The organism is Mesorhizobium subarcticum (genome assembly GCF_055456085.1).
The window spans coordinates 1,841,167-1,853,851 of the sequence record NZ_CM144237.1; the positions used below are offsets into that span (position 1 = coordinate 1,841,167).

The 12,685-nt window shown below is 63.4% G+C and carries 9 protein-coding genes; 8 read left to right on the forward strand and 1 reads right to left on the reverse strand.

The window, feature by feature from the left end; all coding sequences use genetic code 11:
• Nucleotides 1-85: 85 nt before the first annotated feature.
• The 3 genes from leuS (at nt 86) to ACZYHG_RS08940 (ending at nt 6,087) form a co-directional block, all read left to right on the forward strand.
• Entirely contained in the window at nt 86-2,710 is a 2,625-nt protein-coding gene (gene leuS, locus ACZYHG_RS08930) for a leucine--tRNA ligase (protein WP_464613475.1), read from the forward strand.
• Nucleotides 2,697-3,275, forward strand: coding sequence for an LPS assembly lipoprotein LptE (gene lptE, locus ACZYHG_RS08935; RefSeq protein WP_464613476.1), 579 nt, complete (start codon nt 2,697-2,699; stop codon nt 3,273-3,275). Before leuS ends, lptE begins: the two co-directional genes overlap by 14 nt.
• A gap of 256 nt (nt 3,276-3,531) precedes the next feature.
• Nucleotides 3,532-6,087, forward strand: a complete 2,556-nt coding sequence (locus ACZYHG_RS08940) for a DNA translocase FtsK (RefSeq protein WP_464613477.1) — start codon at nt 3,532-3,534, stop codon at nt 6,085-6,087.
• Nucleotides 6,088-6,165: 78 nt separating this feature from the next.
• On the opposite strand, the gene fsa is transcribed toward ACZYHG_RS08940, so the two are convergent.
• Nucleotides 6,166-6,822 (reverse strand): fructose-6-phosphate aldolase, encoded by a 657-nt coding sequence (fsa, locus tag ACZYHG_RS08945; RefSeq protein WP_464613478.1) that lies wholly within the window; start codon nt 6,820-6,822, stop codon nt 6,166-6,168.
• Between the two features lie 92 nt (nt 6,823-6,914).
• On the opposite strand from fsa, the gene ACZYHG_RS08950 reads away from it, so the two are divergent.
• From ACZYHG_RS08950 to atpA, 5 genes are all read left to right on the forward strand, one after another.
• Nucleotides 6,915-9,098, forward strand: coding sequence for a primosomal protein N' (locus ACZYHG_RS08950; protein WP_464613479.1), 2,184 nt, complete (start codon nt 6,915-6,917; stop codon nt 9,096-9,098).
• Between the two features lie 48 nt (nt 9,099-9,146).
• Nucleotides 9,147-9,842, forward strand: a complete 696-nt coding sequence (locus ACZYHG_RS08955; protein ID WP_464613480.1) for an aspartate/glutamate racemase family protein — start codon at nt 9,147-9,149, stop codon at nt 9,840-9,842.
• Between the two features lie 94 nt (nt 9,843-9,936).
• On the forward strand, nt 9,937-10,332 hold the full coding sequence (locus tag ACZYHG_RS08960; RefSeq protein ID WP_027031726.1) for an AGROH133_08824 family phage infection protein: 396 nt from the start codon (nt 9,937-9,939) through the stop codon (nt 10,330-10,332).
• Nucleotides 10,333-10,578: 246 nt separating this feature from the next.
• Nucleotides 10,579-11,139 (forward strand): F0F1 ATP synthase subunit delta, encoded by a 561-nt coding sequence (locus ACZYHG_RS08965; RefSeq protein ID WP_464613481.1) that lies wholly within the window; start codon nt 10,579-10,581, stop codon nt 11,137-11,139.
• Nucleotides 11,139-12,668 carry a F0F1 ATP synthase subunit alpha gene (gene atpA, locus ACZYHG_RS08970; RefSeq protein ID WP_027031724.1) on the forward strand — a complete coding sequence of 510 codons (1,530 nt, stop codon included), beginning with the start codon at nt 11,139-11,141 and terminating at the stop codon, nt 12,666-12,668. Before ACZYHG_RS08965 ends, atpA begins: the two co-directional genes overlap by 1 nt.
• The last annotated feature ends 17 nt before the right edge of the window (nt 12,669-12,685 follow it).

Below are 12,685 nucleotides of genomic sequence, written 5' to 3' on the forward strand. Positions count from 1 at the left end.
ACCATGGTGAACACCCGGACCACATTCCCTGAACCGCCGAGCTGTCGCCCGCGGTTCGCGCATGCTTTTAAGTGAAAAACGTCCCATGGCAACCGAACGATACAATCCGCGCGCGTCAGAGCCCAAATGGCAGAAGGCCTGGGCCGAGAAGAAGCTGTTCGAAGCGCATAATGACGATCCGAAGCCGAAATACTACGTCTTGGAAATGTTCCCCTATCCGTCGGGGAAGATCCATATCGGCCACACCCGCAACTATACGATGGGCGACGTGGTGGCACGCTACAAGCGGGCCAAGGGCTTCAACGTGCTGCACCCGATGGGCTGGGACGCCTTCGGCATGCCGGCCGAAAACGCGGCGATGCAGAACAAGGTCCACCCCAAGGAATGGACCTACCAGAACATCGCCACCATGCGCGAGCAGCTCAAGGTCATGGGCCTGTCGCTGGACTGGGCACGCGAATTCGCCACCTGCGACGTCGACTATTACCACCGCCAGCAGATGCTGTTCCTCGATTTCGTCGAGAAGGGGCTGGTGACGCGCAAATCCTCCAAGGTCAATTGGGACCCGGAGGATATGACCGTGCTCGCCAACGAGCAGGTCATCGACGGGCGCGGCTGGCGCTCGGGCGCGCTGGTCGAACAGCGCGAACTGACGCAGTGGTTCTTCAAGATCACCGATTTCGCCCAGGACCTGTTGGATTCGCTCGATGGCCTCGACGAGTGGCCCGAAAAAGTGAAGCTGATGCAGCAGAACTGGATCGGCCGTTCCGAAGGTTTGCTGATCCGCTGGCCCCTGGCCTCGGACATTGCCGGCGAGCACGAACTGGAAGTCTACACGACGCGGCCCGATACTATTTTCGGCGCTTCCTTCATGGCGATCGCCGCTGATCACCCGCTGGCCAAAAAAGCTGCCGAGACCAATCCAGAACTGGCGAAGTTCATCGACGAGGTCCGCCATATGGGCACTTCGGTGGCAGCGCTGGAGACCGCCGAGAAGAAGGGTTTCGATACCGGAATCCGCGTCGTCCATCCGTTCGACGACAGCTGGACGCTGCCTGTCTATGTGGCCAATTTCGTGCTGATGGAATACGGCACCGGTGCCATTTTCGGCTGCCCGGCGCACGACCAGCGCGACCTCGACTTCGCCAACAAATACGGCCTGACGGTGGTGCCGGTGGTGATGCCCGAGGGCGAGAATCAGGCGACCTTCCAGATCATCGACGTGGCGTATGGCGACGATGGCGCGATGATCAATTCGCGTTTCCTCGATGGCATGAAGCCGAGCCAGGCGTTCGACGAAGTCGCAAAACTGCTGGAGCAGAAGACGATCGGCAACCGGCCGATGGCCGAGCGCAAGGTGAATTTCCGCCTGCGCGACTGGGGCATTTCGCGCCAGCGCTACTGGGGCTGCCCGATCCCGATGATCCATTGCGAGCATTGCGGCGTGGTGCCGGTGCCGAAGGCTGACCTGCCGGTCAAGCTGCCCGACGATGTCGATTTCGACCGGCCGGGCAACCCGCTCGACCGGCATCCGACATGGCGGCACGTGACGTGCCCGCAATGCGGCAGGGATGCGCGCCGCGAGACCGACACGATGGATACGTTCGTCGATTCGTCCTGGTATTTTGCCCGCTTCACCGCGCCCTGGGCGCATGAGCCGACCGATCCCAAAGCGGCCAACGAGTGGCTGCCGGTCGACCAGTATATTGGCGGCATCGAGCATGCGATCCTGCACCTGCTCTATTCGCGCTTCTTCACCCGCGCCATGCGCGAGACCGGCCATGTCGACCTGGCCGAGCCGTTCAAGGGCCTGTTCACACAGGGCATGGTGGTGCACGAAACCTACCGCGTCGGATCGGCTTCGAATGGCCGCTGGCTGGCGCCGACCGAGGTGCGGCTGGAAGGCGTCGACGGTGAACGCCGCGCCTTCGACATCGCCACGGGCGAAGACGTGACGATCGGCCCACTCGAAAAGATGTCGAAGTCGAAGAAGAACACGGTGAGCCCGGAAGACATTACCGACGGCTACGGCGCCGATACGGCGCGCTGGTTCATGCTGTCGGATTCGCCGCCCGAGCGCGATGTCGAATGGACCGACGATGGTGCTGCCGGCGCGCATCGCTTCATGCAGCGCATCTGGCGGCTGGCGTCGACAGCGGCCGAGGCACTGGCAGGCGTCAAGCCCGCCGCGGCCGACGCTGGTGAGGCGGGAGCGGTCTCCAAAGCCACGCACAAGATCCTGAAGGCGGTCGGCGAGGACATCGAGAAACTCGGCTTCAACCGCGCCATTGCACGTATCTACGAACTGGCCAATGTGCTGAACGCGCCGCTCAACGAAGTGGCGGAGGGCAAGGCCGATGCGGCGCTGAAAAGCGCCTGCCGCGAGGCCGTGGAGATTCTCGTCCACCTGATCGCGCCTGTCATGCCGCATCTGGCCGAAGAGTGCTGGGAAACGCTCGGCGGTACCGATCTGGTCGCCGAACGGCCGTGGCCGGTCTTCGATCCGGCGCTCGTCGTCGACAATGAAGTGACCTATCCGGTGCAGGTCAACGGCAAGAAGCGAGGGGATTTGACAATTGCCCGCGACGCGGACCAAGGTGCGGTCGAAAAAGCGGTATTGGCTCTCGACTTCGTGCAGAAAGCACTTGAAGGTAAGGCTCCGCGCAAGGTGATCATCGTGCCGCAGAGGATCGTCAATGTCGTTGCCTGATCGGGAAAAGACAGAGCGGAGCCATTTGCTGCGCCGCATCGCGGTTGCCGGGCTCGTCGGCTCGCTGGCGCTGGTTTCGGCCTGCACGGTGCGGCCGCTCTATTCCAACGCGCCGTTGTCGACAGGCTCGACCGCCAATGCCGAACTGGCCTCGATTGCCATCAAGCCGGTCAAGACGCGTTATGCCCAGCAGGTGCGCAACAATCTGATCTTCGGCTTCGGGCGCGGCGCCGGCGAGCCGGCCTCACCGCTCTATTCGCTCGATCTCAGCGTGACCGAAGCCGTTGAATCCTCGGCCCTCGTGCAAATCCAGACCGATGAAGACGAGCCGACCGCAGGTTCAGTGACGTTGACCGCCAGCTATACGCTGACCGATGCGAAAACCGGCGCCGTCGTCACGGTCGGCAAGCGCGCGATCAGCTCGTCCTTCGACAGGCCGCGGCAGGAATTTGCCTCGTATCGGGCGCAGATCGATGCCGAGAACCGCGCAGCGCGCGAACTGGCCGAGGCCCTGCAGCTGTCCATCGCCCAGGATCTGGTCAGGCACGGCAAGACGGCTGGCTAGAGCGACCTTTCTTCTCTAGTAGGACCCCATCTCGATCCTTGGTGCTCGGCCCGCTTTGCGCTGGCCGAGATTTTTCCTTTTGGCCCTGTGCAAGTCGATGAACGGATGATCGTGGGATGACGATCAACGCCTCGATCCGGCTCGTCCGCCATCGCTGCGAAAGGCAGATTTCGTTCGCTCCAACGTGCTGACGGGAAGCAACTGTTAACCACTCGCTCCCTATTGCTCAGCAGACGTTTCAGAGTGAGTCTTGAGAATGGAATCCAAGCGTTTTCCTCGGGTCAATTCATTGAAGCCAGCTTCGCCCGATGACCCCGATGGAAAGCGTTATGACGGCACTGGCGGCAAGGCGGATGGCCAGCGGGCCGGCGTAGCCAAGGCCACCAATTCGCCACCACCCGTCGATCTCGGCGGTAATGAAAGCCCGGCCTGGCAAGACTATTTCTTCCTGGCGCCCAATGTGCGGTTCACGCGCACGCCAGATTACGAAGCCAGCACGCATCATCCTCGGCGCGACCAGATTGCGGTCGGGGAAAATGAGCCGCCGGCGCCACAAACGATCGCAAAATCCGCAGTGGCGTCGCACGCGGCCTCGCCAGCGCCGGCGAGCAGCCGGAATCCTGCTTTGGATGCTGCCCGACCCGGCAACAGAGCCCCGAACCATGAAAGGCAGCCTGCGGTGCCACCCGGTCCAGCCGGGAATACCGGTGAAAAGGCGCGGCCGCCGGCGGGTCCGACGACAGCTGTGACGGCACGTGCATCGGTAGAGACCGTCCAGGCAATGGCGGCGCCGGTCAAGGCACCCGGCCCCGAAACCGTGCGCTGGCCCTATCTGTCGGACCACGTCTTTTTCGAAGTCATGGCGCCCTACATGATCGAAGCTCCGTCACCGGCGCGGCGCGCGGTTCCGATTGCCCGTGCAGCCGCGCCTGTTGTCGCCCAGCGGCACGACGTCAGCGCCGCGCCCACGGCCGATCCCACCGCGTTGTTCCGTGTCATCGAGTGCCGTCCGGGCTTGCAAGCTTCGCCCGCCCAGCCGGATGTCCGTCCGGCCAATTCGAACGAGGCCGCGGTGGTTCAGTCGGCGGCGAGCAGCGCGCGGCAGCGAACTCGCGCGGCGGCCGAAACGCCTGCGGTTGCAAGCAACGCCGTTCCGACACCGATCGCGCAAGGCGTGGAAGAGACCATGCAGACTCCGGCAATACGCGCATCTTCGCCGTTGCCCAAGGTCGGCAAGATCGTGCCGGCCACGACTGGCGAGGCGTATGAACTTCCCTCGGAAGAGCTGCTGCAGCAGCCGCCGGAAGGACAAGGCTTCTATATGTCGCAGGAGCGGCTTGAACAGAATGCCGATCTTCTGGAAAGCGTGCTCGAGGATTTCGGCGTACGCGGTGAGATCATCCATGTTCGCCCCGGCCCGGTCGTCACCCTTTATGAGTTCGAGCCGGCGCCGGGTGTCAAATCGTCACGCGTCATCGGCCTCGCCGACGATATCGCCCGCTCCATGTCGGCGGTTTCAGCGCGCGTCGCCGTCGTGCCCGGCCGCAATGTCATCGGCATCGAGCTTCCCAACGAAACACGCGAAACCGTCTACTTCCGCGAGCTGATCGAATCGCAGGGTTTCCGCAACACCAGCTGCAAGCTGGCGCTTTGCCTCGGCAAGACGATCGGCGGCGAACCGGTCATCGCCGAACTGGCTAAGATGCCGCATCTGCTCGTCGCCGGCACCACCGGCTCCGGCAAGTCGGTTGCCATCAACACGATGATCCTGTCGCTGCTCTACCGGCTGAAGCCGGAAGAATGCCGGTTGATCATGGTCGATCCCAAGATGCTCGAACTTTCCGTCTATGACGGCATCCCGCATCTTCTGACCCCCGTCGTCACGGATCCCAAGAAGGCCGTCACCGCGCTCAAATGGGCGGTGCGCGAGATGGAGGACCGTTACCGCAAGATGGCGCGCCTCGGTGTGCGCAACATCGATGGCTACAATGAGCGCGCCGCCGCCGCCCGCGACAAGGGCGAGACGGTCGTCATGACGGTGCAGGCCGGCTTCGAAAAAGGCACCGGCGAGCCGCTGTTCGAGCAGCAGGAAATCGACCTGGCGCCGATGCCCTACATCGTCGTCATCGTCGACGAGATGGCCGACCTGATGATGGTCGCCGGCAAGGAGATCGAAGGCGCCATCCAGCGCCTGGCGCAGATGGCTCGCGCCGCCGGCATCCATCTCATCATGGCAACGCAACGCCCCTCCGTCGATGTCATCACCGGCACGATCAAGGCCAACTTCCCGACCCGGATTTCCTTCCAGGTGACATCCAAGATCGACAGCCGCACCATCCTGGGCGAGCAGGGCGCCGAGCAGCTGCTCGGCCAGGGTGACATGCTGCATATGATGGGTGGCGGGCGCATTTCGCGCGTGCATGGCCCCTTCGTCTCCGATGCGGAGGTCGAGCATGTCGTGGCGCATTTGAAGGCGCAGGGCCGCCCGGAATATCTGGAGACCGTGACTGCCGACGAGGATGAGGAAGAGGTCGACGATGATCAGGGCGCGGTCTTCGACAAGGGATCGGTGGCCGCCGAAGACAATGATTCCACCTATGACGAGGCGGTCAAGGTGGTGGTTCGCGACAAGAAGTGCTCGACGTCCTACATCCAGCGCCGCCTCGGCATCGGCTACAACCGAGCGGCTTCCCTGGTGGAACGCATGGAGAAGGAAGGTCTGGTCGGCGCGCCCAACCATGTCGGCAAGCGCGAGATCATCATGGGCCGGCGCCCGCAGGCAGCCCTGCCTGACGATGACGGCGCGGAATGACGGGCAGGCTCTCGGTCATCCCAGGTGCATAAAAAAAAGGCCGGTTGCCCGGCCTTTTTCGTTTGAAGCCGTGCGACCTCAGCCGATCTTCTGGCCGGTCTTTGCCCAATCGGCGGCGAACTGGTCCAGACCCTTGTCGGTCAGCGGGTGCTTGACCAGCGCCTTCAGCGTCGCCGGCGGAGCGGTCACGACGTCGGCGCCGATGAGAGCCGCCTGCTTGACATGGTTCACCGTGCGCACCGAAGCGACGAGGATCTCGGTCTGGTAATCGTAATTGTCGTAGATCTGCCGGATCTCCTGGATCAGCTCCATGCCGTCCGAACCGGTGTCGTCGACGCGGCCAACGAAGGGCGAGATGAACGAGGCGCCGGCCTTGGCGGCGAGCAGCGCCTGGTTGGCCGAGAAGCACAGCGTGACGTTGACCATGCGGTTCATCTGGGTGCGGATCGTCTTGCAGGCCCTCAGGCCGTCCAGCGTCAGCGGCACCTTGATGCAGACATTGGGCGCGATCTTTGCCAGCACCTCGGCCTCCACCATCATGTCCTTGTACTCGCACGCCACGACTTCGGCCGAGACCGGACCTTCGACGATATCGCAGATCTGCTTGGTGACTTCGGCGATCTTGCCGCCGGATTTCAGGATCAGCGATGGATTGGTGGTGACGCCGTCAAGCAGCCCCAGATCGTGGAGCTCGCGGATGTCCTTGATATCGGCGGTGTCGACAAAAAATTTCATGACGGGTCTCCTGACGATTTCGTCGTGCTTGGGGAAGGCACGTTCAGCGTTGCTCTTTGATCTAGACCAAAGTCGGGGCAAGGTCACGCCTCATGATCGAAGATTCGCCCTTTGTCGCGGCCGCACCGGTGCTGGTGCCGATGCCGGCCGAACGCCCCTACACATACGCCGTGCCTCCCGGCATGCGCGTGGTGCCGGGGTCGATCGTGCGCGTGCCGCTTGGGCCGCGCCAGGTCGCCGGCATCGTCTGGGATGGCGCGGTCGAGAACATCGACTCCAAAAAGCTGCGCCCGATCGAACAGGTCTTCGACTGCCCGCCGATAGACCGGGCCATGCGCCGTTTCGTCGACTGGGTGGCGCAATACACGCTTTCGGCGCCGGGTATGGTGGCGCGCATGCTGCTTCGCGCACCTGAAGCCTTCGATCCCGAACCCTGGATCGAGGGGCTACAACGCACGCTTATCGTTCCCGACCGGATGACGGATGCGCGGGCGCGCGTGCTGGAGACAGCCGAGGGCGGACTTGCCTGGACGAGATCCGGCTTGGCGCACGCCGCCGGCGTGTCGTCGACGGTCATCGAAGGGCTCAGGGCGCAAGGCGTGTTCGAGACGGTGATGATCCCGCCGCGTCCGGTGGTGGCCGCGCCCGACCCGAGCTATGCCGTACCCGAATTGATGCCGGACCAGAGCGACGCCGCATTGATGCTGCGCGCCAATGTCGCGGCCGGCGTGTTCAATGTTGCATTGCTCGACGGGGTCACCGGGTCCGGCAAGACGGAAGTCTATTTCGAGGCGGTGGCGGCGGCACTCGATCAGGGCAAGCAGGTGTTGATCCTTTTGCCGGAAATCGCGCTGACCCACGCTTTCCTCGAGCGTTTCCAGCAGCGCTTCGGCGCCAAGCCCGGCGAATGGCATTCCGACCTGCCGCCCCGGATGCGTGAAAAAGTCTGGCGGCAAGTGGCGGAGGGTACCGTACGTGTTGTCGCCGGCGCGCGCTCGGCGCTGTTCCTGCCGTTCAAGGAACTCGGCCTGATCGTCGTCGACGAGGAGCACGACCCCGCTTACAAGCAGGAAGACCGCGTCTTCTACAATGCGCGCGACATGGCAGTGGTGCGCGGCCATATCGGAGGCTTCCCGGTCGTGCTGGCCTCGGCGACGCCATCAGTCGAGAGCCGGGTCAATGCGAGCCAGGGCAAATACAACAGAGCCGTTCTCTCTGCCCGTTTCGCTGAAGCCGCGCTGCCACAGTTGAGGTCGATCGACATGCGGCGCGCGCCGCCGGCGCGTGGCGGCTTCCTGTCGCCGGTGCTGCTCGACCATATGCGGATGACGCTGGAGCGGAAGGAACAGTCGCTGCTGTTCCTCAACCGGCGCGGCTATGCGCCGCTGACGCTGTGCCGGGTTTGCGGCCATCGCTTCGGCTGTCCGGTCTGCTCGGCCTGGCTGGTCGAGCATCGCTTTCGCGGCCAATTGGTCTGCCACCATTGCGGGCATAATGAGCGCCGCCCCGAAGCATGCCCTGAATGCGGCACGCTCGATCATCTGGTCGCGTGTGGCCCGGGCGTCGAGCGCATCGCCGAGGAGGTCGTCACGCATTTTCCCGATGCGCGCACCATCGTCTTGTCATCTGATCTGATGGGCGGCGTGCGGCGGCTGCGGCTGGAACTGGAGGCGATCGCCGATGGCGAGGCCGACATTGTCATCGGTACGCAGCTGGTCGCCAAGGGTCACAACTTCCCCAACATGACCCTGGTCGGTGTCGTCGATGCCGATCTTGGTCTCGCCAATGGCGATCCACGCGCCGCCGAGCGCACCTTCCAGCTGCTCAGCCAGGTGACCGGCCGCGCTGGCCGCACCGGAAAGAAAAGCCTTGGCTTGCTGCAGACCTTCCAGCCCGACCATCCGGTGATGCGGGCGATCGTCTCCGGCGATGCCGAGGCTTTTTACGAGCGCGAGATCGCCGAGCGTGAACGGGCGGCCTTGCCGCCCTTCGGTCGGCTGGCCGGCGTTATTGTCAGCGCGGTGACGCGCGCGGAAGCGGAAGGCCATGCGCGCGGCCTGCGCCGCGCCGCGCCCGAGGCCACCGATTTGTTCGTGCTGGGGCCGGCGGAAGCGCCGCTGTCCCTGCTCGGCGGCCGTCATCGCTTCAGGCTACTGATCCAGGGCGAACGGCGCGCCGACATGCAAGGATTTATCAGGGCCATGCTGGCCAACGGGCCGAAACCGCGCGGTTCGGTCCGGGTGCAGGTCGATATCGATCCACAGAGCTTTTTGTAGTTCGCGCTTTTGGCGATACGGTGCAGGCCAGCGAGAAATGGAATTCGCATGAAAACCCTTGGCCTTCTGGGCGGCATGAGTTGGGAATCGACGGCAATCTATTATCGCTTGCTCAACGAGATCGTGCGCGAGCGGTTGGGCGGCCTGCACTCGGCAAAACTGCTGCTGTGGTCATTCGACTTTGCCGAGATCGCCGAGCGGCAGCATCATGGCGACTGGGATGGTGCCGGCGCGCTTCTGGTCGAGGCCGCGCGCAAGCTGGAGGCGGGTGGTGCGGAGGGGCTGCTTTTGTGCACCAACACGATGCACAAGCTGGCCGACCAGGTGCAGACGTCCGTCTCCATCCCGCTGATCCACATCGCCGACGCCACCGCGGCTGCGGTCAAGCGTGCCGGCATGCAGCGCCCGGCACTGCTGGCGACGCGGTTCACCATGGAGCAGGATTTCTACAAGGGCCGGCTCGCCGAGGAATACGGCCTGTCACCCGTGGTGCCCGATGCTGCTGGTCGCGATATGGTGCATCGCGTCATCTATGACGAGCTCTGCCAGGGCATCGTTACTGACGCTTCGAAGGCTGCCTACATCGCCGAAGCTGAGCGCCTGCGCCGCGAAGAGGCCGCCGACAGCATCATCATGGGTTGCACTGAAATCACCATGCTGATCGGCCAGCGCGATTTCGACATCCCAGTGTTTGACACGACACGCATCCATGCCGAAGCAGCGGTCGAATTCGCGCTCGGTTGATGCGCTGATCCTAAAGTGCCTGATGCCATCTGGCGCGGCGTCTTTCCTCCGCTAGAATGCCCGGAATTCAAAAAAGGCATTTCGAGGGGACAAGATGGATTTTGCGCTTCCATGGCCGACGAGCCAGGGCGAATGGCTGGCATGGTCGAGCGCGGTGGCCACCGTGCTGCTCGGGCTTCTGTTTTTCCTGGCGCCGGGCCTTGCCTTCCGCATCCTGCGCCTGCAGGCCAGACCGGATAAGGCGGCGGCAATTGCCGAGGGGCGCGGCCGGATGTCGGGCTTCTATCTCGGTGTCGGCCTGTGCTGCATCCTGCTCGCGCAGCCGCTGGTTTACATGGCGCTCGGCTTCTCCTGGCTGTTCACCGCCTTCGGCCGGCTGCTGTCGATGATGTCGGATGGCGCCAACACACCTTTCAATTGGGTTTCCATTGTGGTGGAATTGGCTTTGGCGGCGTTGCCGCTCGCCTTTGCCTTCGGCTTTGTGCCTTGAATCCTTAGCTATTCCGGGGCGCAAGGCAGGCGACTTTCGCCGGATGCGACAATAGTGCCTGAAAACCATGCGGAACGACGCATTGCGGTCTTAAAATGCCTGTGCTAGACGGCAATCGACTTTCGGCCGGGGATAGCGGAAGCCGCGCCTCCGTGCTTGGAAAAATGCAGTAAGGTCAAAGATTTAGCCAGAGTTTTTGCTCGCGCCAACAATCTGCGGCCTGTCAGACAAGAGAAAAGACGGTCCGTGGCCCAATCGTCATCGCCAATCTCAGGTGTCGCAGAACGCTATGCTGGTTCGCTGTTCGAACTGGCATTGCAGGCAAATTCGGTCGCCAAGGTCGAGGCCGACCTTACCAGTTTCGAGACGATGCTGGCCGGCAGCGCTGACCTGACCCGACTGATCAACAGCCCGGTGTTCTCCAGCGAGGACCAGGCCAAGGCCATCGCTGCGATCGCCGACAAAGCGGGGATCACCGGCCTCGCCGGTAATTTCCTGCGTGTCGTTGCCCAGAACCGGCGGTTGTTTGCAGTTCCCGGCATGATCAAGGCGTTCCGCCAGATCGCGGCCGAAGCCCGGGGCGAGACCGCTGCCGAGGTGACGTCGGCCCACGAGCTGACCGCCGCCCAGCAGACCGAACTCAAGGCGGCGCTGAAAAGCGTTGCCGGCAAGGACGTGGCCATCTCCGTCACCGTCGATCCGTCGCTGCTCGGCGGACTGGTGGTCAAGATGGGCTCGCGCCAGATCGATACGTCGCTCAAAACCAAACTCAATTCGCTCAAGCTTGCACTGAAAGAGGTCGGCTGATGGACATCCGCGCCGCGGAAATTTCCGCAATTCTGAAAGACCAGATCAAGAATTTCGGCAAGGAGGCCGAGGTCTCCGAAGTCGGACAGGTGCTGTCCGTCGGTGACGGTATCGCCCGCGTCTACGGCCTCGACAATGTCCAGGCCGGCGAAATGGTCGAATTCCCCGGCGGTATCCGCGGCATGGCACTCAACCTCGAAGCTGACAATGTTGGCGTCGTCATCTTCGGCGCCGACCGTGACATCAAGGAAGGCGACATCGTCAAGCGGACCGGCGCTATCGTCGACGTTCCGGTCGGTCCGGGCCTGCTCGGCCGCGTCGTCGACGCGCTCGGCAATCCGATCGACGGCAAGGGTCCGATCAAGGCAGTCGAGCGCAAGCGCGTCGACGTCAAGGCGCCCGGCATCATCCCGCGCAAATCGGTGAACGAGCCGATGTCGACCGGCCTCAAGGCCATCGATGCGCTGATCCCGGTCGGCCGCGGCCAGCGCGAGCTGGTCATCGGCGATCGTCAGACCGGCAAGACCGCCATCATCCTCGACACGATGCTCAACCAGAAGTCGGTGCACGACAACGGCCCCGAAAAGGAAAAGCTCTACTGCGTCTACGTCGCCGTCGGCCAGAAGCGCTCGACCGTCGCGCAGTTCGTCAAGGTCCTGGAAGAGCGCGGCGCGCTCGAATACTCGATCATCGTCGCCGCCACCGCTTCCGATCCTGCGCCGATGCAGTTCCTGGCGCCGTTCGCCGGCGCCACAATGGGCGAATATTTCCGTGACAACGGCATGCACGCGCTGATCAGCTACGACGATCTGTCGAAGCAGGCCGTCGCCTACCGCCAGATGTCGCTGCTGCTGCGCCGCCCGCCGGGCCGTGAAGCCTATCCGGGCGACGTTTTCTACCTGCACTCGCGCCTGCTCGAGCGCGCCGCCAAGCTTAACGACGAACTGGGCGGCGGATCGCTGACCGCTCTGCCGATCATCGAAACGCAGGCCAACGACGTGTCGGCCTATATCCCGACCAACGTGATCTCGATCACCGACGGCCAGATCTTCCTCGAGACCAATTTGTTCTTCCAGGGCATTCGTCCCGCGGTGAACGTCGGCCTCTCGGTCAGCCGCGTCGGCTCGGCCGCGCAGATCAAGGCGATGAAGCAGGTTGCCGGCTCGATCAAGGGTGAGCTCGCGCAGTACCGCGAAATGGCGGCCTTCGCGCAGTTCGGCTCCGATCTCGACGCCGCCACGCAGCGCCTGCTCAACCGCGGATCGCGCCTGACCGAACTCCTGAAGCAGCCGCAGTTCTCGCCGCTGAAGACGGAAGAGCAGGTCGCGGTGATCTTCGCCGGCGTCAATGGCTATCTCGACAAGCTGCCGGTCAACCAGGTCGGCAAGTTCGAGCAGGGCCTGCTCAGCCACATGCGTGCGGCGGGCAAGGACGTTCTCGATGCCATCCGCAAGGAAAAGGCGCTGTCGGACGATCTGCGTGCCAAGCTGAAGGCCGAGATCGACGCTTTCGCCAAGACCTTCGCCTGAGCGAAGCGACAAGACGG

Coding starts and splice junctions, on each gene's coding strand:
- atpA (WP_027031724.1), top strand. CDS start 11,139: ATGGACATCCGCGCCGCGGAAATTTCCGCAATTCTGAAAGACCAGATC.
- leuS (WP_464613475.1), top strand. CDS start 86: ATGGCAACCGAACGATACAATCCGCGCGCGTCAGAGCCCAAATGGCAG.
- ACZYHG_RS08950 (WP_464613479.1), top strand. CDS start 6,915: ATGATCGAAGATTCGCCCTTTGTCGCGGCCGCACCGGTGCTGGTGCCG.
- ACZYHG_RS08940 (WP_464613477.1), top strand. CDS start 3,532: ATGGAATCCAAGCGTTTTCCTCGGGTCAATTCATTGAAGCCAGCTTCG.
- lptE (WP_464613476.1), top strand. CDS start 2,697: ATGTCGTTGCCTGATCGGGAAAAGACAGAGCGGAGCCATTTGCTGCGC.
- ACZYHG_RS08960 (WP_027031726.1), top strand. CDS start 9,937: ATGGATTTTGCGCTTCCATGGCCGACGAGCCAGGGCGAATGGCTGGCA.
- fsa (WP_464613478.1), bottom strand. CDS start 6,822: ATGAAATTTTTTGTCGACACCGCCGATATCAAGGACATCCGCGAGCTC.
- ACZYHG_RS08955 (WP_464613480.1), top strand. CDS start 9,147: ATGAAAACCCTTGGCCTTCTGGGCGGCATGAGTTGGGAATCGACGGCA.